This is a genomic window from Bradyrhizobium sp. DN3 (assembly GCF_041357655.1).
Lineage (GTDB): Bacteria > Pseudomonadota > Alphaproteobacteria > Rhizobiales > Xanthobacteraceae > Bradyrhizobium.
In genome coordinates this window covers 247458-273497 of record NZ_JAULLN010000002.1, presented here as the reverse complement: position 1 = coordinate 273497, position 26040 = coordinate 247458, and the positions used below count along the sequence as shown (strand labels likewise).

The 26040-nt window shown below is 64.5% G+C and carries 25 protein-coding genes and 1 tRNA gene; 9 read left to right on the top strand and 17 right to left on the bottom strand.

All coding sequences use genetic code 11. The annotated features are described in order from the left end of the window. Positions 1-260 precede the first annotated feature (260 nt). Together AAE027_RS04675 and AAE027_RS04670 are read left to right on the top strand one after the other, a co-directional pair. A complete protein-coding gene (locus AAE027_RS04675) occupies positions 261-533 on the top strand; it encodes a hypothetical protein (RefSeq protein WP_091889772.1) in 273 nt (90 codons plus the stop codon). A 460-nt stretch (positions 534-993) separates the two neighbouring features. Continuing rightward, positions 994-1959 (top strand): AraC family transcriptional regulator, encoded by a 966-nt coding sequence (locus AAE027_RS04670; protein ID WP_370985687.1) that lies wholly within the window; start codon positions 994-996, stop codon positions 1957-1959. Between the two features lie 70 nt (positions 1960-2029). Here AAE027_RS04670 and AAE027_RS04665 read toward each other — a convergent pair. The 3 genes from AAE027_RS04665 to AAE027_RS04655 all read right to left on the bottom strand — a co-directional run bounded on the left by AAE027_RS04665 (position 2030) and on the right by AAE027_RS04655 (position 3483). After that, positions 2030-2106, bottom strand: a tRNA-Arg gene (locus tag AAE027_RS04665). A 151-nt stretch (positions 2107-2257) separates the two neighbouring features. Then, positions 2258-2746: a hypothetical protein gene (locus tag AAE027_RS04660; protein ID WP_370985685.1), complete on the bottom strand. Its 489-nt coding sequence runs from the start codon at positions 2744-2746 to the stop codon at positions 2258-2260. A gap of 164 nt (positions 2747-2910) precedes the next feature. After that, a complete protein-coding gene (locus tag AAE027_RS04655; protein WP_370985683.1) occupies positions 2911-3483 on the bottom strand; it encodes a hypothetical protein in 573 nt (190 codons plus the stop codon). Positions 3484-3666: 183 nt separating this feature from the next. On the opposite strand from AAE027_RS04655, the gene AAE027_RS04650 reads away from it, so the two are divergent. Then, entirely contained in the window at positions 3667-4050 is a 384-nt protein-coding gene (locus tag AAE027_RS04650; protein ID WP_370985682.1) for a VOC family protein, read from the top strand. Between the two features lie 56 nt (positions 4051-4106). Here the strand turns inward: AAE027_RS04650 and AAE027_RS04645 are convergent, their stop codons facing one another. Beyond that, a complete protein-coding gene (locus tag AAE027_RS04645; protein ID WP_370985681.1) occupies positions 4107-4604 on the bottom strand; it encodes a hypothetical protein in 498 nt (165 codons plus the stop codon). Between the two features lie 258 nt (positions 4605-4862). On the opposite strand from AAE027_RS04645, the gene AAE027_RS04640 reads away from it, so the two are divergent. The 3 genes from AAE027_RS04640 to AAE027_RS04630 all read left to right on the top strand — a co-directional run bounded on the left by AAE027_RS04640 (position 4863) and on the right by AAE027_RS04630 (position 6524). Beyond that, positions 4863-5216 (top strand): GrlR family regulatory protein, encoded by a 354-nt coding sequence (locus AAE027_RS04640; protein ID WP_176945705.1) that lies wholly within the window; start codon positions 4863-4865, stop codon positions 5214-5216. Between the two features lie 88 nt (positions 5217-5304). Next, complete coding sequence (locus AAE027_RS04635) at positions 5305-6003, top strand: helix-turn-helix domain-containing protein (protein WP_479714202.1); 699 nt, start codon at positions 5305-5307, stop codon at positions 6001-6003. Between the two features lie 80 nt (positions 6004-6083). Next, positions 6084-6524 carry a DMT family transporter gene (locus AAE027_RS04630; RefSeq protein WP_370985678.1) on the top strand — a complete coding sequence of 147 codons (441 nt, stop codon included), beginning with the start codon at positions 6084-6086 and terminating at the stop codon, positions 6522-6524. A 41-nt stretch (positions 6525-6565) separates the two neighbouring features. Here AAE027_RS04630 and AAE027_RS04625 read toward each other — a convergent pair whose 3' ends face one another. The 9 genes from AAE027_RS04625 to AAE027_RS04585 form a co-directional block, all read right to left on the bottom strand. Beyond that, entirely contained in the window at positions 6566-9253 is a 2688-nt protein-coding gene (locus AAE027_RS04625; RefSeq protein ID WP_128941205.1) for a PAS domain S-box protein, read from the bottom strand. Between the two features lie 122 nt (positions 9254-9375). Then, entirely contained in the window at positions 9376-10290 is a 915-nt protein-coding gene (locus AAE027_RS04620) for a DMT family transporter (RefSeq protein ID WP_370985677.1), read from the bottom strand. Between the two features lie 81 nt (positions 10291-10371). Then, positions 10372-11187: an NUDIX hydrolase gene (locus tag AAE027_RS04615; RefSeq protein WP_370985676.1), complete on the bottom strand. Its 816-nt coding sequence runs from the start codon at positions 11185-11187 to the stop codon at positions 10372-10374. A gap of 4 nt (positions 11188-11191) precedes the next feature. Continuing rightward, positions 11192-12145, bottom strand: a complete 954-nt coding sequence (locus tag AAE027_RS04610; protein ID WP_370985675.1) for a dihydrodipicolinate synthase family protein — start codon at positions 12143-12145, stop codon at positions 11192-11194. A 26-nt stretch (positions 12146-12171) separates the two neighbouring features. Then, positions 12172-13050 carry an SDR family oxidoreductase gene (locus AAE027_RS04605; protein ID WP_370985674.1) on the bottom strand — a complete coding sequence of 293 codons (879 nt, stop codon included), beginning with the start codon at positions 13048-13050 and terminating at the stop codon, positions 12172-12174. Between the two features lie 178 nt (positions 13051-13228). Then, a complete protein-coding gene (locus AAE027_RS04600; protein ID WP_370985673.1) occupies positions 13229-14089 on the bottom strand; it encodes a MaoC family dehydratase in 861 nt (286 codons plus the stop codon). Positions 14090-14303: 214 nt separating this feature from the next. After that, positions 14304-14693, bottom strand: coding sequence for a Zn-ribbon domain-containing OB-fold protein (locus AAE027_RS04595; protein WP_370985672.1), 390 nt, complete (start codon positions 14691-14693; stop codon positions 14304-14306). Then, on the bottom strand, positions 14693-15850 hold the full coding sequence (locus AAE027_RS04590) for a thiolase domain-containing protein (RefSeq protein ID WP_370985670.1): 1158 nt from the start codon (positions 15848-15850) through the stop codon (positions 14693-14695). Before AAE027_RS04590 ends, AAE027_RS04595 begins: the two co-directional genes overlap by 1 nt. Before the next feature lie 1052 nt (positions 15851-16902). Beyond that, entirely contained in the window at positions 16903-20394 is a 3492-nt protein-coding gene (locus tag AAE027_RS04585; protein ID WP_370985669.1) for an indolepyruvate ferredoxin oxidoreductase family protein, read from the bottom strand. A 279-nt stretch (positions 20395-20673) separates the two neighbouring features. On the opposite strand from AAE027_RS04585, the gene AAE027_RS04580 reads away from it, so the two are divergent. After that, on the top strand, positions 20674-21900 hold the full coding sequence (locus AAE027_RS04580; RefSeq protein ID WP_370985668.1) for a c-type cytochrome: 1227 nt from the start codon (positions 20674-20676) through the stop codon (positions 21898-21900). A 213-nt stretch (positions 21901-22113) separates the two neighbouring features. On the opposite strand, the gene AAE027_RS04575 is transcribed toward AAE027_RS04580, so the two are convergent. After that, a complete protein-coding gene (locus AAE027_RS04575; protein ID WP_370985667.1) occupies positions 22114-22758 on the bottom strand; it encodes a trimeric intracellular cation channel family protein in 645 nt (214 codons plus the stop codon). A gap of 160 nt (positions 22759-22918) precedes the next feature. Here AAE027_RS04575 and AAE027_RS04570 point away from each other — a divergent pair, with 160 nt between their 5' ends. Further along, the gene (locus AAE027_RS04570) at positions 22919-23308 is read left to right on the top strand and encodes a hypothetical protein (protein ID WP_370985666.1); all 390 of its coding nucleotides are present in this window, start codon (positions 22919-22921) and stop codon (positions 23306-23308) included. 190 nt (positions 23309-23498) lie between these two features. Here the strand turns inward: AAE027_RS04570 and AAE027_RS04565 are convergent, their stop codons facing one another. The 3 genes from AAE027_RS04565 to AAE027_RS04555 form a co-directional block, all read right to left on the bottom strand. Continuing rightward, positions 23499-24308 carry an isocitrate lyase/PEP mutase family protein gene (locus AAE027_RS04565; RefSeq protein WP_091894690.1) on the bottom strand — a complete coding sequence of 270 codons (810 nt, stop codon included), beginning with the start codon at positions 24306-24308 and terminating at the stop codon, positions 23499-23501. Between the two features lie 73 nt (positions 24309-24381). After that, the gene (locus tag AAE027_RS04560) at positions 24382-24732 is read right to left on the bottom strand and encodes an antibiotic biosynthesis monooxygenase family protein (RefSeq protein ID WP_091894692.1); all 351 of its coding nucleotides are present in this window, start codon (positions 24730-24732) and stop codon (positions 24382-24384) included. A 28-nt stretch (positions 24733-24760) separates the two neighbouring features. Then, positions 24761-25069, bottom strand: a complete 309-nt coding sequence (locus tag AAE027_RS04555) for an NIPSNAP family protein (protein ID WP_128941192.1) — start codon at positions 25067-25069, stop codon at positions 24761-24763. 161 nt (positions 25070-25230) lie between these two features. Between AAE027_RS04555 and AAE027_RS04550 the strand changes: the two genes are divergently transcribed. Then, positions 25231-25929, top strand: coding sequence for an ArsR/SmtB family transcription factor (locus AAE027_RS04550; protein WP_370985665.1), 699 nt, complete (start codon positions 25231-25233; stop codon positions 25927-25929). Positions 25930-26040: the final 111 nt, after the last annotated feature.

Genomic DNA, 26040 nt, shown 5'->3' with positions numbered 1-26040 from the left:
GGGCTGGCCGTGCGGCAAGACTAGGGATGAAGCCGCGCCGGCGAATTGCGCAGGATCAAGGATGGCGGCATGTCGTGCGGCACCTACCGGCGCCAGCGCAACATTGGTCAGACGCTCGAACCTGGAATAGTCTGGCGCATTAAGGTCACGCCTGCGGCGGGCTCGCTGAAGATTTGTTCATCAGCATTACATTTCGGTTCCGCCACAATTTGATCAGAACATCATCGATATCCTGCATCGCGTCAGCGGAGGAAGACATCATGAAGCTCAAGATTGGCCTCGTCGCCGCATCCCTGTTCGGTGCCCTCGCGGTATCGCCGGCGGCGTCCGCCATGCCCATCGCGCCCGCACCTGCAACGCCAGAGGTCTCCGGCGTCGAGCAGGTCCGCATGGTCTGCAACGCCTGGGGACGTTGCTGGTGGCGTCCGAACTATTATGGGTATTACGGACCGCGGCCGTACTACGGCCCCCGGTATTATGCGCCGCGCTACTACGGCCCACGCTATTATGGCTACGGCTATCGCCGCTGGTGATATCGAAGGGACCCTTGGGGCCCCTTCGCTTTTGCGAGACCGTAGAGCGCCTACCCTGACCATCTGTGCGGCCAGCCTGGAGCAATTCCAAAACTGATCTAGATCAAAGATGAAATCCGTCACTTCGTCATTGTACGGAGATGGCCGATTTGATCGTTTTCCGATGCCCCCAGACGGGCATGAATGTCCAGACGCATTTGGAGAAGGGACAAAGACAGGAGGGTCGGAGCTTTGCATCCTTTGCCTGTCCCGCGTGCACGCGCCTGCATTTCATCGACCTCGCCTCCGGCCAACCGATAAGCAGAGAAGGTTGACGGCGACATTGATCTGCCGTGCCTCATGGCATGAGGTCCGCAATACTACGGCACGAAATCCGATTTACTGAAGCATGATGTTTCGCCATTGATGGCGATGCACCGACATCCATTTGCGTGTCACATTGCAGCAGCCGCCCAGACGCATGTTGTTCGACGCCCTCGTCCCGTCCTCCGCGCTCCAACTGATCGGCTTTGCCGACGTCGATGCGTTTCGGCCGATCGAGTCGATGGAGGACGCGAGGAGCATTCCGCTCGACGTTGCGAACTTCGCGGCGGCCCGCGCCGTCGTCTCCCTGCCGGCATGCCGCATCGTCGTGATGAGGTCGTTCGCGCGCATCCTCGACACCGCCTATCGGATGCCGGGCGGGATGGTGATCCTGGCGATGACCGACGACCTTCAGGCCAACTTCAGGGGTGTGGATCTCGACGCCCGCTTCTTCGTTGCACTGCGCGGTAACGATGAATGTCACTACGTCGAGCCCCAGACCAATCATCACGCGATGATCATACTCTCGCCTATCTTGCGAGACCGGGGCTGGTTCGATCGTGCCGACGATTTGCGGGCCCATGTCGCGAACTGGCCGGCCCTGCTCCACGCACGTCAGCTCCTGCTCGACATTCTGCGAACCGCATCGGTGCAGCCGCGCCTGTTCGAGACCACCGAGGTCGCCGCCCATCTCCAGGAAGGCCTGCTGCTCGCGCTCGATGATCTATTTCGGATCGATCCCCTGTCAGATCGGAGCACCTCCGTTCGCAGCGAGCGGTCGATCAAACTCGTGCAGCAGATCGACGATTACGTCGCAGCCTATCCGACCGCTCCGATCTATACGGCCGATCTCGCCAGCGAGTTTGGCGTCTCGATCCGGACGCTCGGCGGCGCGGTCAGCAAGGTGCGCGGCATGAGCCTGCACCAGTACATTCGCCTCAAAAGACTGTGGGCGACCCGCGCTCGCCTGCTCAAGGGCGGCGGCGCCACCGTCGCTACATGCGCGCGCGCCCAGGGTTTCCATCATCTCGGTGAGTTCGCCGCAGCATACCGCGCGACCTTCCAAGAGGCGCCCTCGGACACGCTGGCTCGTGGCCGGCAAATCCGAGTGTCGGCAGGCTGACGCCGCAAGCCCACGCGATGGTGGCCGGCATCAGTGCTGATACAGAACAGATCTAGAACGCAGGGAGGCGTGGCGCGCTCGGAAGGATTCGAACCTCCGACCCTCGGAATCGAAATCCGATGCTCTATCCAGCTGAGCTACGAGCGCCCTGGCCCAGCATTGGGCCGAAACCGAGACGCGCTTGTACACTGCTGGCGAGCCCGCGCAGCGAACGGCGTTCGGATGGGTTCGAATTAGCAGAGAGGCCGACCAATAAAAAGCCCCACCCGCCTCCGTTCGAGACGAGTCAAAGGTGCTCTCACCAGGTCGTGTTGAAAAGGCCGAAATGCGGCTGCTGGGCCACCATCATCGGCGGTCCCTGTTGCGGCGCCCGATGCGTCCTGACGACCTTGCGCTTGGGTTGAGCCTGGGCCGGAGAAGCCGCAGCAGCCCGGGCTGCGGCGGCGGTATCGGCCTTCGGGCCGGGCGTGAATTGGGCGAACGTCTCGCGGACCCGCAGCTTGGCCGACATCTCGGCCAATGCGGGCGACATGCCAGCCTGCACTGGCGGCTGAGGCGCAACGACGGCGGCGGTCTTCATCGCAGGCGCGGCGATCGTCGGCTGGCTGGTGTCGAGCACGACACGTTCAGGCAAATGGCGATCGGACCGGATTCGGATCAGCGGCTGGTCGTTGCTCGCGGTCGCAACAGCTTGCGCCACGGGTGCTGCCGGCAGCATGAAATCCGCCGCAAACAACAGTGTGAGCAAAGCTCCACCGACAAAGATGAAATACCGAAAGATGGGCATTGGCCGTGCTCCGCCCCCCGCATCCCCGCGTGGGCTCTTCGCCTTAACAGGCGATTCTCTAGTTGGTTCCTGGCCCTGCCCCTTTGGTTCAAATGGCAACGCCAAGTATTTTGGCCAAGACCTGCGGATGGTAACTTTTGCGCTATCCGGAAAAATGCCGCCCTTTAGGCGCGGCGTGCTGCAACCAGCGAACACTTCGCCTGGTCGGCATTTACATTGACGAAGCCGACGGGAATATGCGCATAGGTCTTGCGGCTCTTCATGCTGACAGGGTCCGCCAGCACACGACTGCGATCAGTGAGATGACTGCCGTCGCGCCGCGCGAACACGCAGACGATCTCGACGTCCTTTACGGCATAGTCGTTGTCGTTTCGTAGCGTGAACGTCACCAGCGCCTTCGAGCCGAGGCCGCCGCGGCGCCAGGTCTGCGATGAAATCCTGAGACGACCGAGTTCTGCCATTGCCGGCGCCTGTGCTTCGGACGCTGGCGAGCCCGCGGCTGCCGCATCGCCTGAAGGAGCCGTCTCGACGGCTGCCAGGCCGGTCGTCACCGGTTGCGCGCTATTGCCTTTGGAGAGAGGCAGTAGCATCCAGATTCCGCAGCCGACAATGATCGCTGCCAGCAGCCATAGCAGGCTTCGGCCAAACGAGACGCTCGCAACCGTCACGGCCCGCGCCAATCGCTCGCCACTCCCGGCGAAGCGCCCCAACCCGAACCGGTCAAGCCTAACGTCCATGGTTTTCATCACCGACAGCGGCTGAAGCACGTCCTACGACGGACTAGGCCACCGTTTCACTTAATCGGGAACACGAACTAAGGTTCCCGGCCCGTTGCGAATCAGCAAAGACAGTGGCGATCGCCGGCTGGGGCCGTTACACATGCGGCACAACATCGAAAGACCGCGTTGGGAGAAAATGAAATGCCAGTCGTCACTTGGGATCACGTCCATCTGCGCAGCCCCGATCCGGAGGCTACGGCAGCCTGGCTGCGGGATATCCTCGGTGGCGAGATCGTGCGCGCGCCCGGACGGATCGACGTGAACCTTGGCGGCGCCAGGATCTTCATCGCGCCGCTCGAGGGCGACGCCGCCGTCAGCCCGCCGCCCCCGCATCCGCATCAGGGCCTCGATCATTTTGGTCTGACGGTAAAAGACATCGACGCCGTCGCCGCCGAGATCAAGGCCAAGGGCGTCACCTTTACGCGCGAGCCGTCGACGATCAGGCCCGGCGTACGCATCTGCTTCATCCGCGGCCCCGAAGGCATCTCCATCGAGCTGCTCGAGCGCGACAAGAAGTATACCTGACGCGACGCGAGCGGCATCAGGCATCGGCCTTCCGAGCGAAGCGCTGCCCGGTGTGTCTACGTCATGCTGCCGGGCATAAAGCAGCGGATGGTGACGCCCATGTAGCCGTAGATCGGCCAGACCATGGTCCGTCCGACCCGGTTCGGCTCCGAGATCACGGCTTCCTCCGGCACGTCCACCCAGACGAGTTCCTGCGGCTGGCCGTCGATGGCGGAGCCATAGCGCGGGACGCGGACACGATAGTGCCCGTCCTTGCTGTCCCAGTCGGAGTCCGAGAGCGCCGAGCCGTCGGCGTCGGAGCAGCACGGCCCCTTGCCGCTACGCAGACCGTCGAACCAGGCCTTCAAATCCGCATTGGTGTTGACGAACTGGCCACGGTCACGCGCGTGCCCGAAGGGAGCCGCGAGCGCAATCAGGCCCAAGGCGCACGCCAGCCTTGTCACGCCTCGCCAGCGTGTCGCGCTGCCGATCCGCCGTCGTTCGCTTTTGCAATTCGTGGGACGCGCACCGTACAGACGCAGCTCATCGCCGCCGGAATCGATCCAGTTGCTCACGTTCGTCTTGCTCCAGCACTCCGCGGCCAGTGCAACAATGGTTATGCATTTCGCGGGCCAACTCCGATTCGCAACGTTCGGCCTCGCCTCATCATCAGACCGTCATGACGGCGTCACGCACAAGCCGGGACAACTACGGCTCGCGACGGCAGCTCCCGCCAACCGGCAAAAGTGACGCGTTGCGCCGGCGGACGCGCTTTGGCATAAATGCTCTACCGGTTACGCCATTGGGCGATGGCGGCCGACCTGCGGGACGTTATGAAGAACGGCCTCTATTCGATTCACGTGACCTTGCTCGACGGTCGAGTCGGCAAGGGCAGTGGCGTCATTCTCTTCCGCGACGGCAAGATTCTTGGCGGCGACGCCTACCTTTATTACACCGGCAGCTACACGGTGAAGGACAACAACACCTTCAAAGGTGAGGTCCTGGTGCAGCGCCACACCTCGCCGCGCGGCAACGACAATCCGCTGTTCGGCGGCCCCGCCCCGGTCGGCATCGGCGTCAGCGGCACCTTCACGGAGACGCGCGGGGAGATGACTGGCACGGCGCTGGTCGGCAAGGCGAGCCAGATCTTCGGCGCGACGCTGCACAGGCTCGCCGACGTCGATTAGGGCGTGCCGCCATAAGTCACGACGTGCGGCCCAAGCTCATCCGCAGCAGCCCCCTGACATCCTGAGCAATAGATCGTATGCAGTAGGGATGCCTGGATCGTGGACATATCGCCCATGGGCACGTGACGCGGCGATCGAGCTCGGCCACCTCGCGGCGGCACAGTCAGTCGCGCTCGCCTGTCACGTACATCCGGATGTCCAGGTTGCCGCCGTCAGCGAAGGATGGCGCATGTACGTGACCACGGTCGGAGAGTTCCGCGCCATCGCGGGCGATATCGTCGTCATCCCGGTGGGCGTACCGCACGCCTCGCACGGCGGCGCCTGCTCGATCGTCAGCCATCTCTATCTACCGAGCGATCATGCGGCGGTGAAAGGGATATCTGGCCCGTTCTGCATCCGCAACTCGCGGGCAACCTTGCCGGCCGAGATGCTCGACGCGATCGGCTCGCACGATCCGTGCCCGAGACGTCTCACGCGGCCGGCCCGATGTGCCGCGCTGACGGAGATGGTTTCGTGCGACGATCTCGCCATCCGCACGATCGCGGCACGGCAGGGTCGATCGACAGATGGCTTCATTCGGCTGTTCAAGCGAGAGGTTGGAATGACCCCTGCCGCCTATCGTCTTGCGCTGCGACTGGCATCGGCACGCTCGCGTTTGAAGCGCGGCGACACCGTCGCCGACGTGGCTTATGCCGGCTCGTTCTGCGACCAGAGCCACCTGGGTCGCCTGTTTCGACGCGCTTACGGCGCAACGCCGGCCGCCTACCGTTCAGCGTTCGCGGATTGAGACGGTCGATTTCGTTCCAGACGTGAATTGGCCTCGGGCGCTAAGCTGGCTCCACCTCTCCATGCCACTGCGAGCCGCGCATGAACCTCCTGGCACCTTTCGTGGTCCTGTCCGCAGGCCTGAGCCTCGCCTTTCAGCAGGTGCTGAATGCCAGTCTTGGCAATGCCATGCAATCCGCGCGGTGGGCGGCGTTCGTGAGTTATCTTGGCGGCACAATCGCGTTGCTGCTGGTTCTGGTCGCCGTGCGCGAGCCGATACCCGCTGCCGCCCTGGCCGGACGAGCTCCTTTGATCGCATGGACCGGGGGAATCTTCGGCGCGATCTTCATCGCGACCAGCATCCTCATGGTGCCGCGCCTCGGCGTGGCTACGGTATTGACGTTGATCGTCGTGGGTCAGTTGCTCGGTTCGTTGGCGTTCGACCACATCGGGATGTTCAGCCTGCCGCACCATCCGATCACGTTGACACGCATTTTGGGCGCCGGGTGTCTCATCCTGGGCGCGACTCTCGTTCGCGGGTAACGATCGCCGAAGCGCCGCGCGCTAATGAGTCCGCGACCTGGTTATTCCGCCGCCTGTTCGAGCGGCGCTATGCGTGGCAGGATCATCTGGATGCGCGTGCCGCCGCCCGGCTCGGAATCGAGATCGAGCCGGCCGCCGAGCCGGTTAGTAACGATGCTGTAGACGATGTGCAGGCCGAGGCCGGTGCCGCCCTGGTCGCGCCGCGTCGTGAAGAACGGATCGAAGGCACGGCGGCGGACGTCGAGCGACATGCCGCAGCCATTGTCGGAGAAGATGATCTCGACATTGTCCTTGCCGGACTCGCGCACCTGGATGTCGATGGTCCCCGGCCGGCCGTCCGGGAACGCGTGCGCCACCGAATTGAGAAACAGGTTGGTCAGCACCTGGCCGTAAGGGCCGGGGTAGCTGTTCATGGTGAGCTCCGGCTGACACTCGACGTTGAGCGTCAGATTGTGCTTGCGCAGGCCGGGTCGCAGGCTCATCACCACCTGCTCGGTGAGGTCGCCGAGGTCAAAGCTGCGCTGGTCCGAATAGTTGCGGTCGGCCGCGACCTGCTTGAACGACTGGATCAGCTCGGCAGCGCGGTTGAGGTTGGAGACCAGCTGCGAGGAAGCATCGCGGCTGGTGTTGAGGAAGTCGTTGAGCGTGGAGCGGCGGAGCTCGCCGCGCTCGACCTCAGCCGTGAACATCGCGGTCTTGCGCTCCAGCGCGGAAGCGACCGTGAGGCTGATACCGACCGGATTGTTGACCTCGTGCGCGACGCCGGCGACCAGGCGCCCGAGCGCGGCGAGCTTCTCCGCCTCGATCAGCGAGGCCTGGGTCTCGCGCAGATTGCGCAGCGCGGTCTCGGCGGCTTCCTTGGCTTTCCGCATCTCCTGCTCGCCGCGCTTGCGCTCGCCGATGTCGAGCGCGACGGTGACGATGCGCTCGATCTCGCCTTCGGCGTCGAGCAGCGGCAGCTTGTTGACCAGCCATTGCCGCATGTTGCCGGAGGCGTCCTTGTACTCCTCCTCATAGAAGCCGAGTCCCTTGCGGAACTTGAGCACGCGCTTGTCGCTCTCGTCGGACTTGGCCGCGCCGTAGCGCGACATCAGGTCGGCCGTGGTGCGGCCGAGTGCGTCGCCCGGCTCGATGCCGAAGATGCCGGCCATGTAGCGGTTCATCAGCACGTAGCGCAGGTCGCGGTCCTTGACATTGATCACCGCGGGCACGGTGTCGATGACCTGCTGGAGCAGGCGCCGGCCTTCGGCGATGGCATCTTCCGCCCGCTTCTGGTCGGTGATATCGCGCAGCGTGCCCTCGTAGCGGACGATGTTGCCCTGCTCGTCCCGCACGCCGGTGGCGCTGTCGGAGAGCCACAGGATGTTGCCGCTGCGCTGGCGCACCTGATATTCGAACTCGCGCACCATGCCGTCGCGCGCCATCAGCCGCTGGTATTCGGCGCGCGCCTCGGGATGGACGTAGATCGTATGGGCGATGTCGTTGATGCTGTCGATGAGGTGCTGCGGGCTGTCATAGCCCATCATCCGCGCCAGTGCCGGATTGGCGTTGAGGAGATCGCCGGCCGGTGTCGTCACGTAGATGCCATCGACCGAGCCTTCGAATAGTTTGCGATAGCTCTCCTCGGCGAGGCGCTGCTCGGTGAGCGCGCGCACCGCCGCTTCGCGCGCGGTGTCGGCCTCCTCGAGCGCGCGGCGGAACACCTCGGCCGCCCGTGCGATGTCACCGATCTCGTTGTCGACGTCGGCGGACGGGATCGACGTGTCTTTCTGGCCCGCCGCAAGCGCGCGAATGGAGCGCGCGATCTGGGCGAGCGGACGGACCGTCCTGCGCACCACGAACAGCGCGGCGCCGATGCCGATCAGCACGCCGACCGTGCCGAGCACGATGCTCTGCCACCGCGCCTCGGTCAGCGTGCGGGCGAAATCGCGCGACAGCACGTGCCCGCGCCGAGCGCTGACCTCGCGCAGCAATTCGGTGACGCGGCCGATCAGCCGGCCCTCGGTGCCCAGCACCTCGCGGTCGATGTCGGCGATCTGCCGCTCGCGGACGGCGACCGCCATGATCGCCTCGGCGTAATCGTTGACGGCCGACCTCAGCTTGCCATCGGCGATGTCCATCGCCCGCATTCCCTCCGCGGCCTGCTCGGCCGCGGACGGGTTGCGCGCCAGCAGTCCGAGCGCGATGCGGCTCTGCGCCTCGGACAGGCGAGAGGCCAGCTCGCGGTCCGCAGTGCCGGCGACGGCCGCGTCGAACCGGTCGCGCAGCGGCGGCAGGCCGGCAAGCAATTGGGCGCGGCGGTCGATCAGGGTCGAGATCCGCTCCAGCCCGGTCCGGTAGGTCGCCAGCCGCTCGGTGACCCCGTCGATCATGTCCTGCTGCTCGGGCGCGAGCTCGATGCGAGTCTTCTTCAGGATATCGCTTAAGGCGGAGGCCGCCTCGCCGACCTGCTGGAACTGGATGCCGGCGCCGGGATCGGTGACGAAGTCGCGCGCGGCAAGGCGCAATTCGTTCATGCGGCGGTCGATGTCCTCGGCGAGGTCCCCGACGCTCTGGAGCCGTTGCAGCTCGGCGAAGGTGGTGTCGATATGCCGGATCGCGATCACGCTCGCGGTCGAGGTAACGATGATCACCGCCAGCACCAACAGGAAGCTGCCGAAGGTGAGCTGGCCGATGGAGAGCGAAAAAGTTCGCTTTTTCTCAGGGGTCGGCGTCAATTCGGCGGACATTGGTGTTTGGGGGACCGGGCTAATGGAGGTCCAATATACGACGTATTGCGCCCCCGGGGGAACATGCCTCTGGCCGCCGAATATCCTTAATATCGGGCCTGCCGCCCCTCCTCCGTTTCGGACTATGAGCTTTTGAGGCTTGTCCGCCGCCGGGCCGGGATCGTCATGGCGGCAACGCCGAGGACGACGCAGGCCAGCCCGATCCAGGCGGTCCGGCTCAAGGTCTCGCCCAGGAAGGCGACGCTGATGGCAACCCCGATCGGGACGCGCAAATAGGCCTGCGCGGTGGTCCCGACCGAGCCTAGGGTCTGGATCAAGCGGAAGTAGATCGCAAACGCTGCTGCGGTTGAAAACACCGCGAGCGCCAGCAGCGCCAACACGGACGCCAGCGAGGGCGACAGCGTCCAGGGTTGCTCGATGACGAGCGAGGCCGGGATCAGCACCGCTGCGCCCGCCAGCAGCGAGCCGGCGGCGGGCGCCATGGGATCGAGCCCCTTGAAACTGCGGCCGAAGATCGCGGCGCAGGCATAGCAAATCGTCGCGGCCACAATCGCCGCCTCCGCCAGCAAGCCGCTGCCGATGCCATGGAAGGCATCGACGCCGACGATCAGCAGGATGCCGGCCATGCCGGCGATCACGCCGAACAGCTTTCGCGGCGGCGTCGCCTCGTGGCGGGTGATCAGCGCCGTGAGCACGAAGGTGAAGATCGGCCCGGCCGAGTTGAGGATGGTCGCAAGCGCGGCATCGACATGGCGCTCGCCCCAGGCGATCAGCGTCCAGGGGATCACGCTGTTGAGCACCGCCTGAAACGCGAAACGCTGCCAGGTCGCGGCGTCCGTCGGCATCCCGATGCCGCGCGCCCGCATGACGATGAGCAGCAGCAGGCCGGCAATGGTGGTGCGCGCCGCGATCAGCGTGATCGGCGGGATGGTGGCGACGCCGAGCTTGATGAAGGTGTAGGAGCCGCCCCAGAGCGTTGCGAGCGCGACCAGCAGCGCCAGCTCGACGGCGATGTTGGTACCCTGCCGGTCGTCCATGCGTTGCGTCCCGCCCATTCGCGATGAACGGAACCCTAGCGCGTCCGCAGCCACTGATACTTCGTTTGGTGTCGAACTATCCTAGCCGACCGCGCCGACCTCGAACACCTCGCCGTCGTAGCCGGCCTCGCGGGGAATGCGGAGCTGGCGGCCGGTTTCGGTCTTGGTCATCACAGGCATGACCGTGACGATCGACATCTCGCGGGCGTGCTCCAGTGCGGCACTCACGTTTGGCTGCTTGGCGAGCCGGATCAGATTGCGCGTGGTCGGGAACGGCAGCTTGAAGCGGCCGCTCTCCCCGCCCTCCACCGCCTCGCGCGGCGAGACCCAGATCGAATCCGTGGACTCGCGACCATCATGGGCGCCGAGCTGATCGGGCGGCGCTGCCGCAAGAAAGAACCAAGTGTCGAAGCGCTTCGGCATGCCCTCCGGCGTGATCCAGTGCGCATACGGCACGAGCGTGTCGAGCGCGAGCTGGAGGCCGTTATCGGCCAAAATGCTCATGAAGCTGACCTTGTGCTCGTTGAGCGCGACGCGATGCGCGTCGGCGATCTCGCCAGCACGCTTGGCATCGACCGGCGCGCCCGTCTCCTTCGATCGCGCCAGCAGGATGCCGCTCTCCTCAAAAGTCTCGCGGATCGCGGCGATCCGAAAACCGCGGTCCGCTTCGCTGAGGCCCTCGCCGCCCGAGTAAAGGTTGGAGCGGGCGACGATCTCCTTGTCGCCGGCATCGACGCTGCCGCCGGGAAACACCAGCGCGCCCGAGTTGAACTCGATCTGATGATGGCGGACCATCATGAAGACTTCGATCTCGTCGCGGCTCTTGCCGTCGACAGCCGCGCCGTCGCGCAGCAGGAGAATGGTCGAGGCAGGGCGTGATGCGGCAGCTTCAGCCATGCGACTAACCTGCGGCGCTGGATTGCGGGCCGAAATTGGCGCGCTTGTCGACCCGGGCGACGCGCGAGAGGAGATAATCGACCTCCGCCTTCGCCGTCGGGGTGATGGTCGCGCCGGGCTTGCGCTGCGCGCTGGAGGCGATGATGCCGCGCTTCTGCAGCACATATTTGCGCACGGCAAGGCCGGCGCCCGGCTGCTGCTCGTAGCGGATCAGCGGCAGATGCGCGTCGAACAGATCATGCGCGGCATCGCGCTTGCCGGCCTTGGAGAGGTTCACGACGTCGATCAGAAGTTCCGGGAAGGCGTAACCGGTCATGGCGCCGTCGGCGCCGCGCTCCATCTCGAAGTCGAGGAACGTGCCGCCATTGCCGCAGAGGATCGAGAGCGGACGGAGCGAGCCATCCTTCTGGAAGCCGCGCAGGGTCGAGATCTTCTCCAGGCCCGGCCAGTCCTCGTGCTTGAGCATCACGCAATTCGCATTGTCCGTGACGATCTTGCGGATCACGGCGGGGGTGAACACCACCGAGAGGGTCAGCGGATAGTCCTGGAGCACCCAGGGCACATCCGGCCCGATCGCCTCGGCGGCCTGCTTGAAATAGCCGACGATCTGGTCGTCGGTGCGCAGCGAGGGCGGCGGCGCAATCATGACGCCGGCGGCGCCCGCATCCATCGAGGCCTTCGCCAGCGAGCGCATGGTGGCAAAACCCGGCGCGGAGACGCCGACGATCACCTGCATCTTCTTGGCGCGCTTGACGAAGCGCACCGCGACCTGCTCGGCCTCGGCGGCATCGAGCTTCGGCGCCTCACCGAGGATGCCCAGCACCGTAACGCCGTCGCAGCCGACCTCCTCGTAGAAATCGGTCAGGCGGTCGATCGAGCGCTCGTCGATGCGGCCGTCGTCGTGGAACGGCGTCGGCGCGATTGCGAAGGTGCCCTTGGCGTCGGCGGTGAGTTTCATCGTCTTCCTTGTTTCTCTCTCGATGGCTAAAACCGCCGCGCGCCCATCTTGATCTGCTCCTCGGAGAAGAAGATCTCCTTGGCGTGATCGACGATGTCCTGGGCCTTCCAGCCCGTGTGCGGCGGTTTCCAGCCTTCCATTTCCATCATCCGCATTTCGCGCACGCCGCGGGGCCCGGACACGCCCAGCACTTTGCCGGTCTGGTCGCCCGACAAATCGCTGACCATGTATAGCACAGCCGGCGCGATGCCGTCCGGCCCCAGCGCCGCCGAGGGGTTCTCCTTATAGCGGGGCAGGTCTGCGGTCATGCGGGTCAGCGCGCCCGGGGCCAGCGTCCAGATCCGGATGTTGTACTTGCGGCCCTCGATCGCCAGCACGTTGGACAGGCCCCAGATGCCGCCCTTGGCCGCGCCGTAATTGGTCTGGCCGAAATTGCCGATCAGGCCCGAGGTCGAGGAGGTGTTGACGATGACGCCGCCGCCGTTTTCCCGCATCCAGCGAAACACCGGCATGGTGCAACAGAAAGTGCCCTTCAGATGCACCTTGATGACCTTGTCCCAGTCGGCTTCAGACGCCTTGTGAAAGGTCTGGTCGCGCAGGATGCCGGCGTTGTTGACGAGGATGTCGGCGCGGCCAAAGTGCTTGATGGCGTCGTCGAACACCGACTGACCGCCCTCCATGGTGGAGATGTCGGCGCCGTTGGCGACCGCCTTGCCGCCTTCCGCCTTGATCGCGTCCACCACTTGCTGCGCCATGGACTTGTCGGCCCCGGAGCCGTCGCGGCGGCCGCCGAGGTCGTTGACGACGACCGAAGCCCCTTCCCGCGCGAACAGCTTTGCATAGGCCTCACCGAGCCCCCCGCCCGCGCCGGTGATCAGCGCAACCTTGCCGTCGAGTAGTCCCATGGTGGCGTCTCCCTGTTTGTTTTTTCTTCCACCCGCTTGCGGGGAGAGGTCGGATCGCCCTTGCGATCCGGGTGAGGGGGTACAGGTCCCAATACCGTCCCTTCTCGTGGTGAGAGCCCCTCACCCCGCCCTCTCCCCGCAAGAGCGGGGCGAGGGAGACGGCGGCCGTACCGTGTTGCTAGCCCAGCACCGTCTTGCCGTTCTTGATCACGGTGACGCCGCGCGACCTCACCTTGGCTTCGAACGAGATCACATTGCCATCCTTCCAGAGGTCCATGGTCACGGTCTCGCCGGGATAGACCGGCGAAGAGAACCGCGCGACGTGCTGGCGGAAGGCGGAAGCGTCGTAATCGGCATAGGTCTGCAGCACGCCGCGGCAGGTGATGCCGTAGGTGCACATGCCGTGCAGGATCGGGCGCGGGAAGCCGGCCTTTTTGGCGAACTCGGGATCCGAGTGCAGCGGGTTACGGTCGCCGCAGAGACGATACACCAGCGCCTGGTCGGGACGCGTCGTGATGTCGATGGTCTTGTCGGGGCTGCGCGACGGAATCCTGTGCGGATCGGGCTGGGTCAGGTTCGGCCCGCCAAAGCCGCCATCGCCGCGGGCAAAGCGCGAGGCGACCAACGTTGCCAGCTTCTCGCCCTTCTCGTTCTTCAGCACGGTCTGGTGGCTGATCACCACGCCCTTGTCCTTGCCCTTGTCGTAGACCTCGAGCACGGAGGAATCGGCCGTGATGTTCGCGGCGACCGGCAGCGGCTGGTGGAAGGTGATGTCGCGCTCGCCGTCGACCACCATCACGCGGTTGAGGTTCATTTCGCCGGGACCTGAGCCCCATGCTGCGACGGACGCGAAAGTCGGCACCACCTTCAGCGGCCGCGGCGTCAGCGTGCCCTCGTTGACGAAGGCGAGCTCCTTCTCGTCCATGGGATCGGCGCCGAGGCCGATGCCGTAGGCGTAGAGCATGACCTCGCGATCGGTGTAGGCGTATTTCTGGTCGAGATTTTTCAGGCCTTTAAGCTCTTCGTATCTGGCGGACATTAGTTTCCCCTCCGAGTTTCTTATCCGCAGGCGGCGATGCCCGTTAATGTGCCCTCTCCCCTTGTGGGAGAGGGCCGCACCGCTCTTGCAACAAACTCACTCGGGTGAGGGGTTGGCCCTGCAGTAACACTTCTCGTGTGGAGAGACCCCTCACCCGGCAGCCTTCGGCTGCCACCCTCTCCCACAAGGGGAGAGGGTTACATCTCGCTTCGCATCAGGCCGGCGTGAAGAACGGCAGCGGTGCGCCGTCGGTTGGCTTGAACACCACCTTCACCTTCTGGCCGATCTTCAGCGTCCCGAGATCGCAGTCGACGAAATTGGTCTGCACCGACGGCCCCTCCTTCAGCGTGACGTAGCCAATCGCGTAAGGACCGGTCGGCGACTTCCGCATCAGGCTGTAGGTGTAGATCGTACCCTCGCCCGAAGCCTCCTCCCACACGGTCTTGTCGGAGTAGCAGAACGGGCAGATCGCGCGCGGAAAGTAATGCGCTTCGCCGCAAGCGGTGCAGCGCTTGATCATGAACTTGCCTTCCTTGGCTGCGTTCCAGAACGCCGCGGTCTCGGGGTTCGTGACCGGTGCCGGATACTTTTTCGCTTCGCTCATCACACGCGCTCCAGAATGGCGGTCGAGGCGGCGTGGCGAACACCCAAAAGGCCGCCGGTGCCGTGGGCGATGGCGAGATCGCAATTCTTGACCTGCACCTTCGGATGCGCCTCGCCGCGCAACTGCCTGACGGCCTCGATGATCTTGGTCATGCCGCCGCGGTTGACGGGATGATTGCTGCACAGGCCGCCGCCGTCGGTGTTGAACGGCAGCTTGCCGACGCCCGAGATCAGGTTGCCGTCGGCAACGAACTTGCCGCCCTCGCCCTTCTTGCAGAAGCCGAGGTCTTCGAGCTGCATCAAGACGGTGATAGTGAAGCTGTCGTAGATCGAAGCGTATTTGATGTCCTTCGGCGTGATGCCGGCCTCCGCGAACGCGCGCGGACCGGACCAGATCCCCGCGGAGTAAGTGAGGTCGAGATCCTTGCCGCCACGCGGGCCCTTCATGGCTTCGCCATGGCCGATCAGGCGCACAAGCGGCTTCTTCAGGCTCTTCGCAATCTCCGGCGTCGTCACGATCAGCGCGCCGCCGCCGTCGGAGACGACGCAGCAATCCATGCGGTGCAGGGGATCGGAGATCATCGGCGAATTCAAGACGTCCTCGACGGTGACGACATCCTTGAGCATCGCATGCGGATTGTATTGCGCGTGGTGCGAGGCCGCGACCTTGATCCAGGCCAGCTGCTCGCTCGTGGTGCCATAGTCGTGCATATGGCGCATGGCACACATGCCATAGGCATTGTGCGTGGTCGCGCCGTAAGCGGACTCGAAATCGACCTCGGCTCCGGCCGCACGCGGCGGCATCACGCCGGTGCGCGGCTTGCCGGCGAGCGTGATCAGCGCGATCGAGCACTTGCCCGCGGCGATCGCCTCAGCCGCATGGCCGAGATGGATGATGTAGGAACAGCCGCCGGTCTCGGTGGAATCGACGTGACGAAGCTTCTTGGTGTTGAGGCCGAGATAATCGACCATCGGCCAGGCGCCGCCGGGCGCATCGCCCGCGCAGAAATAGCCGTCGACATCGTCCTTGCTGATCCCGGCATCCTCGATCGCGCCCTTGGCGACCTCGGCATGGAGCTGGGCGGTGGATTTGTCCGGCGCATGCCGGGTCGGGTGTTCAAAAATCCCGGCAATGTAGGCTTTGCCCTTGATGGTCAAACTTCAGGTCTCCGCTCGCGTTTCTTCTTGGCTCTTTTTTCTGAACCGCGGATGCCTTGTTGGCAAGCGCGGAAATATTCCGTCGGGCGAGAGGGCAGCGGGTGGGCGCAAGTGCTTTACTCGATCCGTCATCCTGAGGCGCGAGACAAGCGGCGCAGCGCGCCGCTTGGGGAGCCTCGAAGGACGCACGGCCGAGCTGTCTCGACGACTGGGCCGCGACAGTCGCGCCGTCGTCCTTCGAGGCTCGCCGAAGAGGCTCGCACCTCAGGATGACGGTCATGCATCGCTCGCTCGCTGCCTCCCCGTCGTCATTGCGAGCCATCGGGCCGCGCTTCGCGCGGACCCGGTGGCTCGCAATGACGGAGTTCGTGGGCACTGACAGCGCTCTTCAACTCAAAACGCGTTCCCAGACACACGTCCGCATCCTCGCGGCGCGCTTCGCCCGAGCTTTGCTCCCGTCTTACTCCCTCCTTGAACAGAGGGGGCAGGGAAGACCGGGTGCCGGCTGGGCACCCACGGTCCGCTGTGCGCGAAATGCGCGAAGAACAGATGCACAGCGGCATACAGGTGAAGCCAAACATCCGGCCTTCCCTGCGCAGTGGCTTTACGGCTTATGTCGCGCTCTCCCCGGGGAGCGATGCACTATTGCCCCCGTCGCCTTGCGAGTGACCGCAAGACTTGACGCACAGACCCCGGGCGTCAGGACCACACGATTTTGCCGTACGCGAGACCGCGCCCGTCGTGCACGCGAGACAATCCCCCGTGCGACGCAGCCCGCGTCCACCGCCACTCACCCCGCGTTTCGTGACGATCGCGATACGCCCCTCTGACTGGGATGAGGTGAGCGATAGCTACGACAATTCCGAATTTCGGTAAAGTGGAATATTTTCCCGCCAGCGGATTGACCCATGGCATGAGTGTTTTGCCCGACGGGCAACGCAAGGGGTGGTGCTGTAGGGTGGGCAAAGGCGCAACGCGCCGTGCCCACCATCTCGCCGAGATCAATCCTGAAGACGTGGGCACGCTTCGCTTTGCCCACCCTACAGGACTGCCTACTCTGCTGCGATCTGCCGTGGCGCGGGCGGCGGGTTGGCGAGGTCGGCGGCGAGCTGGGCATAGCGGGCCTTGGCGTCGTTCACCGCCTTCTCCTTCACCGGGCCATAGCCGCGGATGCGGTCGGGCAGTGACAACAGCTCGACGGCGGTGTCGTGCGTGACCGGCGACAGCAGGCCGAGCACGGTTGAGACGTCCTTCTCGTAGCCGGCGATCAAATCGCGCTCGAGCTTGCGGTCGGCGCTGCGGCCGAAGATGTCGAAAGGGGTGCCGCGCAGGAGTTTGAATTTTGCCAGCACGCGGAAGACGTTCAGCATCCACGGACCGAAGGCGCGCTTCTTCGGGCGGCCCAGCGCGTCGACGCCGCTGCTGAGGATCGGCGGTGCCAGATTGAAGGTGAACTTGAAGTCGCCCTCGAACTGGTCGCGGAGCTGCTGCTCGAAGGCGCCATCGGTATAAAGGCGTGCGACCTCGTATTCGTCCTTGTAGGCCAGGAGCTTGGCGTAGTTCACCGCGACCGCGCGCGGCAGTGCATCGCCATAGCCGCCCTGCTTGGCGGCATCGCGAACCTGGTCGACCAGCTTGCGATAACGCTTGGCGAGACGGTTGTTCTGGTAGGCGGTGAGATGCTTGGCGCGATGCTCGATGACCTCGTCCAGCGTCATCGCCTCCAGGGTCTTGGGCGCTGCGACCTCGTTCGTCCCCTTCAGCATGTCGGCAAGGCGCTTGGGGTCGGCGACCGCGAGACGTCCAAGGCGGAAGGCCTCCTTGTTCATCTTGATCGAGACGCCGTTGACTTCGATGGCCTGCTCGATCGACTCCGCCGACAGCGGGAACAGCCCCTTCTGATAGGCATAGCCCATCATCATCATGTTGGTGGCGATGGCATCGCCGAGGAGCTGCTCGGCCGGTCTGGTGAAATCGAAGAATACGGAGTCCTTGTGCAAGGCCGTCTCCAGCACCGCGTTCAGCTTGCGGGTCTGGAAGTTGAAATCGCGGTTGAGGATGAAGTCGGCGGTGGGGATGACGTGGCTGTTGATGATGCCGTGCGTGCGGCTGGAGTCACAGAGTGAGATCGTATCCTTGGCAACCGCGACCACCTCGTCGGCCGCGAGCACGAGATCGGCCGTTCCGGTGACGATGCGCGAGCAAGTCACCTCGGCCGGATGATCCGACAGGCGGACGTGGCTGAGCACCGCCCCACCCTTCTGCGCCAGACCCGACATGTCGAGGATCATCGAGGCCTTGCCCTCGATATGAGCGGCCATGCCGAGCAGCGCGCCGATGGTGAGCACACCGGTGCCGCCGACGCCGCCGACCGCGATATTGTAAGGCTTATCCAGCGTGGGACGCGACACAGGCTCCGGCAGTTCTCCGATGTCGGCAAGCTCCGCCGGCGCGCGGTGGCGCGGCGCACCGCCGTCGATCGTGACGAAAGACGGGCAGAAGCCCTTCAGGCAGGAATAGTCCTTGTTGCAGGACGACTGGTTGATGGCCCGTTTGCGGCCGAACTCGGTCTCCAGCGGCTCGACCGAGATGCAGTTCGACTGCACCGAGCAGTCGCCGCAGCCTTCGCAGACCGCCGGGTTGATCATCACCCGGCGCGCCGGATCTTCCATCAAGCCGCGCTTGCGGCGGCGACGCTTCTCGGCCGCGCAGGTCTGCACAAACACGATCGCAGACGTGCCCTTGTATTCGCGGCACATCTTCATGACGTTGTCGAGCTCGTCGCGGTGATACTTCTTCACGCCGGGCGCGATAGTGTTGGCGGGATAAGCGTCGGGATTCTCGGAGACGAGGTAAATCTCGCTGATGCCCTCGGCATAAAGCTGCGCCATGATCTTCTGCGGCGAGAGATCGCCGTCATGGCGCTGACCGCCGGTCATGGCGACGGCGTCGTTGTAGAGGATCTTGTAGGTGATGTTGGCCTTGGAGGCGATCGCCTGGCGGATGGCGAGAATGCCCGAATGGAAATAGGTGCCGTCACCAAGATTCGCGAAGATGTGGTTCTCGTTGGTGAAAGGCGCGATGCCGACCCACGGCACGCCCTCGCCGCCCATATGCGTGAACGTCTCGGTCGAACGGTCCATCCACAGCGCCATGAAGTGACAGCCGATGCCGGCGAGCGCACGGCTGCCTTCGGGCACCTTGGTCGAGGTGTTGTGGGGACAGCCCGAGCAGAAATAGGGGGTGCGGGAAACAGGCGCGACCGCCTGCATCTGCGTGGCCTGGCGGCCGTTGAACCAGTCGGCCTTGACGCGGAGCATTTCCGCAATTTCAGGGTTGAGATTAAGTCGAAGCAGCCGCTCGGTCAGCGAGGTCGCAAGCGAGGCGACGCTGAGCTCGGCGGCGAACGTCAAAAAGCGCTTGTCGTGCTCGTCCATCTTGCCGACGATGCGCGGGCGAACATCGTCCCGCCAGTTGAACAGCTCCTGCTTGACCTGGTTCTCGACGATCTCGCGCCGTTCCTCGACGATGAAGATCTCTTCGAGCCCGATGGCGAACTGCCGCACGCCTTCCGGCTCCAGCGGCCAGGGCATGCCGATCTTGTAGAGGCGAAGGCCGATCTTGGCGGCGACCTCCTCGGTGATCCCAAGCTCGCGCAGCGCCTGCCGGACGTCCTCATAGCTCTTGCCCGATGCCATGATGCCGAAGCGGGCGTTCGGCGAATCCATGGTGATGCGGTTGACCCTGTTGGCGCGCGCAAAGGCGATCGCGGCAAAGCCCTTGTAGTCCTGCAGGCGCCGGTCCTGCTCGAAGCGGTCGTCGGGCCAGCGCAGATTGAGCCCGCCGGGCGGCAGCTCGAAATCGGAGGGGATGATGAAGGGCTTCATCTCGTCGGTGAGGTCGATCTCGGCGGTGGTCTCCACCGTCTCTGTGATCACCTTCATGCCGACCCAGCAGCCCGAGTAGCGCGACATCGCGATGCCGAGCAGACCCATCTCGATCATTTCGTGAATGCTCGAGGGGTAGAGATACGGCATCAGCGCCGAGATGAAGGCATGGTCGGACTGATGCGGGACGGTGGAGGATTTTGCGCCGTGGTCGTCGCCGGCAAGACACAAGACGCCGCCGTTCTTGGCCGAGCCGGCAGCATTGCCGTGGCGGAACACGTCACCGCAGCGGTCGACGCCGGGGCCCTTGCCGTACCAGATGCCGACGACGCCATCATATTTGGCGCCGGGCGAGAGGTTGAGCTGCTGCGAGCCCCACACGGCAGTCGCCGCGAGGTCCTCGTTCACGCCGGGCTGGAACTTGACGTTGTACTGTTCGAGGTGTTTTCGCGCCGCGAAGAGCTGCTGGTCATAACCGCCGAGCGGCGAGCCGCGATAGCCGGAGATGAAGCCCGCGGTGTTGAGGCCATTGGCGCGATCGCGCCGGATCTGGGCCATGGGAAGGCGCACCAGCGCCTGGATGCCGGTGGTGAAGACGTGTCCAGTTTGCTGGGTATATTTCTGATCGAGACTAATCGGACCCTGGTTGATGCCCATGCTGTCCTCTTCCACCCTTCTTGGCGTTTGGCCACTTAAGCCGTTGCCTGCCCGTCGTTTTTAGCTAGGGCGCGCCGACCACCTGCGCCACTCTATGTCGGAAATTTCACGCTCCGCATCACAAATCTGGACCAAAGGCAGCGCCGGGTAAAAATCGCAATTTCGTGGCCTGAAACACGCTGGGCATTTTCAATTTGTGTCACCATACCCCCGCCGTCGCGAAATGAATTGATGCCCCGTCTGCCGGATGCGGGCGATTGGTCGCAGGAGAGACTTTCGATGCGGACGATTCTGGTTGGCTCGGCTCTCGTGGGGTTGGCGTTGTGCAGTGCAGTTGGAAGCGTGGCCCGCGCCGCCGAGCCCTCGCCGGAGCTGATCGCTTACGGCAAGACGCTGGTCGAGGCCGGTGGCTGCGCGGGCTGCCACACCGCCGATCCGGCCAAGCCGTTCGCGGGCGGAAAGCGCATCGACACGCCCTTCGGTGCGATCTATGCGCCGAACCTGACACCTGACCGCGACACCGGGATCGGCGCCTGGACCGATGCCGATTTCACGCGCGCCGTGCGCTATGGCGTCGCGCCTGATGGTTCGAACTACTATCCGGCGTTTCCCTATCCCTATTTCACGCGGATGACGAAGGACGACACGCTGGCGATCCGGGCCTATCTGGGAACGCTGGCGCCCGTAGCCAACCGCAACAAGCCGGCGGAGCTGCGCTGGCCGTTCGGCTATCGCGGCCTGATGCGGGTCTGGAACTATCTGTACTTCAAGCCCGGCCTGTTCGAGCCGGACCAGAGCCAGAGTGCCGCTTGGAACAGAGGCGGCTATCTCGTCACCGGTCTCGGTCATTGCGGCGCCTGCCATACGCCGAAGAACTATTTTGGCGTGGACAAGCAGGCGCAGGCGCTGTCCGGCAGCGAGATCGGCGGCTGGTATGCACCAAGGCTCGACGGCGCCGCGCGCACCGGGCTGAAGTCGTGGAGCGCCGACGATATCACCGAATATCTGCAAAGCGGCCGCAATGCCAAAAGCCATGCCGGCGGGCCGATGGCGGAGGTCGTCGTCAACTCGACCTCGAAGATGAGCGATGCCGATGTGCAAGCAATCGCGGTCTATCTGAAGAGCCTGCCGCCGGCGCGGCGCGAGACCATCGTGACGCCGCCCGATGATGCCGAGATGAAGGCCGGTCAGGCGGTCTACGCAAAGCTCTGCGTCGCCTGCCATGAGGCCGACGGCACGGGCAGCCCGCGGATCTATCCGCCGCTGCCCGGCAACGCGCTGCTGCAATCGATCAATCCGTCCTCCACCTTGCGCATCATCCTCGACGGCGCCCACACCGTGACGACGCCGCGCGCACCGAACACCGGCGAGATGCCGGCCTATGCCAAGCAATTGTCCGACGATGAGATCGCTGCGGTCACGAACTACATGCGCAATTCTTGGGGCAATGCGGGCCCGCTGGTGACGCCGTCGCAGGTGGCGAAGGCGAGGAAAGAGGAGGAGTAGGTCACCGTCACCGTCGCCTCCTCACCGTCATTGCGAGGAGCTCTTGCGACGAAGCAATCCAGTCTGCCACCGCCGAGGTATTCTGGATTGCTTCGCTGCGCTCGCAATGACTGTGCGTATGCCGACCAGCTCGACCCGCGGAGACTCCCCCTCACCCGCCGCGCTTCGCGCGTCGGCCTCTCCCCGCAAGCGGGGCGAGGCGAAGAAAGCGCGCTATTTCTTTTCGTCTCCCGTGAACACGAATTTCGGCATCTCCCATCGGTAGCGGACCGCGAGCAGACGGAAGCTGAGGCCGAGCACGAAGGTCAAGATCGTCCAGAGCTCGACATTGAGATTGAGACCGAAGGCGGTGGCGTAGAACAGCCCGGTCACGACCGAGACGCTGGCGTAGAGCTCGGATCGGAACAGGAGCGGCACATCGTTGCAGAGCACGTCGCGCAACACGCCGCCGGCGCAGCCTGTCACCATGCCCGAGACGATCACGATCGGCAGCGAGGCATCCATCTGCCAGCCGACGTTGCAGCCGATCATGGTGAAGACGACGAGGCCGATGGCATCGAGCACGATGAAAGCGAGATGCAGCCGATGCACTAGCCGCGCGATCAGGATCGTCAGCAGCGCTGCCCCGCCCGGCAGCGCGAGGTAGATCGGGTTGGCGACCCACACCAGCGGATAATGACCGAGAAACAGGTCGCGCAGCGTGCCGCCGCCAAGCGCGGTCACGCAGGCGAGAAGACAAACGCCGACATAGTCCATGCTGCGCCGACCGGCGGCCAGTGCGGCCGTCATGCCCTCCGCCGTCAAGGCGACGAACGCCAGAAGATGCAGCACGCTATCGGTCGGCGGCAGGCTCCACATGGATTTGTTCCCCGGTCCACCATGGAACTTAGTCCACGGTTCCCTGGACAGGTTCCTGATTCCCGAGGCGGGAGCAACATGCGACGAAAGCATAAAGCGCCGGGAACAGAATCTCGCATCCACGGGTTGTCCCGCGGCAATAACCCGAGGAGACCTATCGATGGCTGACGACCGTTTTCCCAACGATCCGTACCGCCCGAACCTCGCCGACGATGAGTATCTTCGCGCGGCGCGCCGGGACGCCGACCTTCAGGCCGATCCCGAGCTTGGCGAAGGCCCCGCCTCCAGCGGCAAAGTTGCGCTGTTCGCCGTTGCGATTGCGCTGGTGCTGGGTGCCGTGTTCTACGGTCTGAACAATACCAGCACGACCAACCAGGCCAGCAACACACCGGCCTCGCAGACCGCGCAGACGCAGCCGACCAATCCGGCCTCGCCTCCCGGTATGCGCGACGTAACGCCGCGCAACAACACCGGGCCGGGCGTGACCACGGGTGCGGCACCAAGCAAGCCGGCCCCGGATACGCAGACGCCGTCTGATGGCGCGAAGTAGAGTAACACGATAGCTGCCGTCGCCCGGCTCGACCGGGCGACCCAGTACTCCGAGACAGTCGTGGCTGAATCGAGAAGCCGCGGCGTAATGGATACCCTGCCCCCGTGCGCAATTGCGTACCAGGCGGGCATGACACCAAGAGGATGCGAGAGCGGCGGGACCTGAGATCCCGCCGCTTTTCGTTAATGGGTCAGCTGAACATCTTGTTGAGCTCGCCGCCGGAATAGCCGTTGCCGAGCTCGGTGAAGGTTCCCTGCTCCGCCATTTCCTTCGCCGCGCGCATGAAACCGCCCCAGGCGGCGCGGGCGAGCGAGCCGCCGACGCTGATGCGGCGCACGCCGAGATCGGCAGCCTCCTGCAACGACAGGCCGGCGCCGCCGATCAGGAGGTTGAACGGTTTTGGATGCACCGCCTTCACCACCGCCGCAATGTCCTCGCGGCTCTTCAAACCCGGCGCATAGAGGCAATCGGCGCCGGCGTCCGCGTAGGCGGTGAGCCGGTCGATGACCAGCTTGAGGTCGGTCACGCCCCACAAATACGCCTCGCAGCGGCCGACCAGCAACGTGCCGCTGTCGCCGATCGCCTTGCGCGAGGCCTTGATCCGCTCGACCGCAAGCGCGCGGTCGTAGAGCGGCTTAGCCTTGTCGCCGGTGGAATCCTCGATCGACAGGCCGGCAACGCCGGTGCGCACGCAGCGCTCGACATTGTCGGCGACCTTGTCCGGCTCGACGGCAAAGCCGCCCTCGAAATCCGCGTTCACGGGGATGTCGACGGCGGAGCTCAATGCTGCCAGATGCTGACAGACGTCCTCGACGCTGACGTGATTATCGGCCTTGCCGATGGTCCAGGCAAACCCCGCGCTCGATGACGCAATCGCCTTGAAGCCGAGATGCTGCAATGCCTTGGCGCTGCCGACATCGACCGGATTGGGCAGGATGAAGCAGCCGCTCTCGTGCATCTTCTTGAAGGTCGCGCGCTTGTCAGCGGTTGTCACGTGCATGTTTCTCTCCCTTATTGGCCGCGAAGACATAGGCGCGCATTCAGGGCAGCGCTAGTAGCGCGCCCGAGCAGCGCTAGTGCGCGTCGTGCACCGCGCGGCTGTCCTTCGGCGCCTGCTCCCGATCGTTCATGCCATAGTCACGGATGACGCTGGCGATGCGCAAATGATAGTCGGCGAATATCTTCGCCCTGCCCTTGGCCTGGGTGCGGCGATGCTCCATCGTGTTGCGCCAGGCCTCGACGGCCGCCTCATCCCGCCAGAACGACACCGACAGGATCTTGCCCTTCTCGGTCAGGCTCTCGAAACGCTCGACCGAGATGAAGCCGTCGATGGTTTGCAGGATCGGCTTCAGGTCGGCAGCGAGGTCGAAATAGTCCTGACGGTGTTCCGGCTTCGGCCAGACTTCGAAGATCACGGCGATCATGGGCGTCTCCTGCTAACGATGTTGTGGCCTACAATACCACTTTGCGTAGGAAGGTGCGCTCTTCCGCGAGGATGAACTTGTTCTCCTCGGCGAAATGGAAGTTCGCCATGCCTTCGGCGTCCTGCCGCAGCCGCGCACGATAGGCTTCATAGGCGGCCAGGCTCTCGAAGGTGATCAACGCGAAGGCGATGTTGTTGGTGCCCTCATGCGGCATGAAATAGCCGATCAGCTCGCCGCCGCATTTCGGGATGATGGTGAGCCAGCGTTTCGAGTATTCCTCGAACTGCGCGCGCTTGAACGGATCGAGCTGGTAGCGGATGAAGACGGTGACGGACATGATGGGCTCTCCTGTTTCCACATCGTCATTGCGAGCGCAGCGAAGCAATCCAGGAATCCCTCCGCGGAAACATCTCTGGATTGCTTCGCTGCGCTCGCAATGACGATGCCGTGAGAGACTACGCCCTTGCCCGACGGCGATGCTTCGGCTACCATCGAAGCATGAAATCAGGTCCTGACATCGCCATGGTCGCTTCGCTGGTCGGCGATCCCGCTCGCGCCAACATGCTGACCGCGCTGATGAACGGCCGCGCGCTGACCGCGAGCGAATTGGCGCAGGAGGCCGGCATCACGCCGCAGACCGCGAGCTCGCACCTGTCGAAGCTCGAGGCCGGCGGCCTCGTCGAGCCGGAGAAGCAGGGCCGCCACCGCTACTACCGCCTCACCGACGACGACGTCGCCGGCGTGCTCGAGGGCCTCGCGGGGCTTGCCGCGCGGACCGGCCACATGCGCGTGCGCACCGGACCAAAGGATCCGGCGTTGCGGCGTGCGCGGATCTGCTATGATCATCTCGCCGGTGATCTCGGCGTGCAGATGCTCGACACCATGCGCGCGCGACATCTGGTCAGGCAGAGGAAGCACGAGATCGAGCTGACGGCCGAGGGCGAGCGCTTCCTCGCCAAGCATTTGCAGATCTCGCCCGACATGCTCACCCATCCGCGCCGCCCGGTGTGCAAGGCCTGTCTCGACTGGAGCGAGCGGCGGCATCATCTCGCCGGCACGCTGGGGGCCGCCATGATGCAGCGCTTCGCCGAACTCAAATGGGCCGCACGCGACGCCACGCCCGGCAGCCGCGTCGTGAATTTCACCCGCACCGGCGAGAAGCAGTTCGCCGCGCTGTTCGGGAATGGGAAGGACTGATCACGCAAGCTGCGTGACGGCACACATTCCCGTGTGAACTCCCCCTCTCGTCATGGCCGGGCTTGACCCGGCAAGCCACGTCTTTATTGCGGCTGGCACGTGGATGCCCGG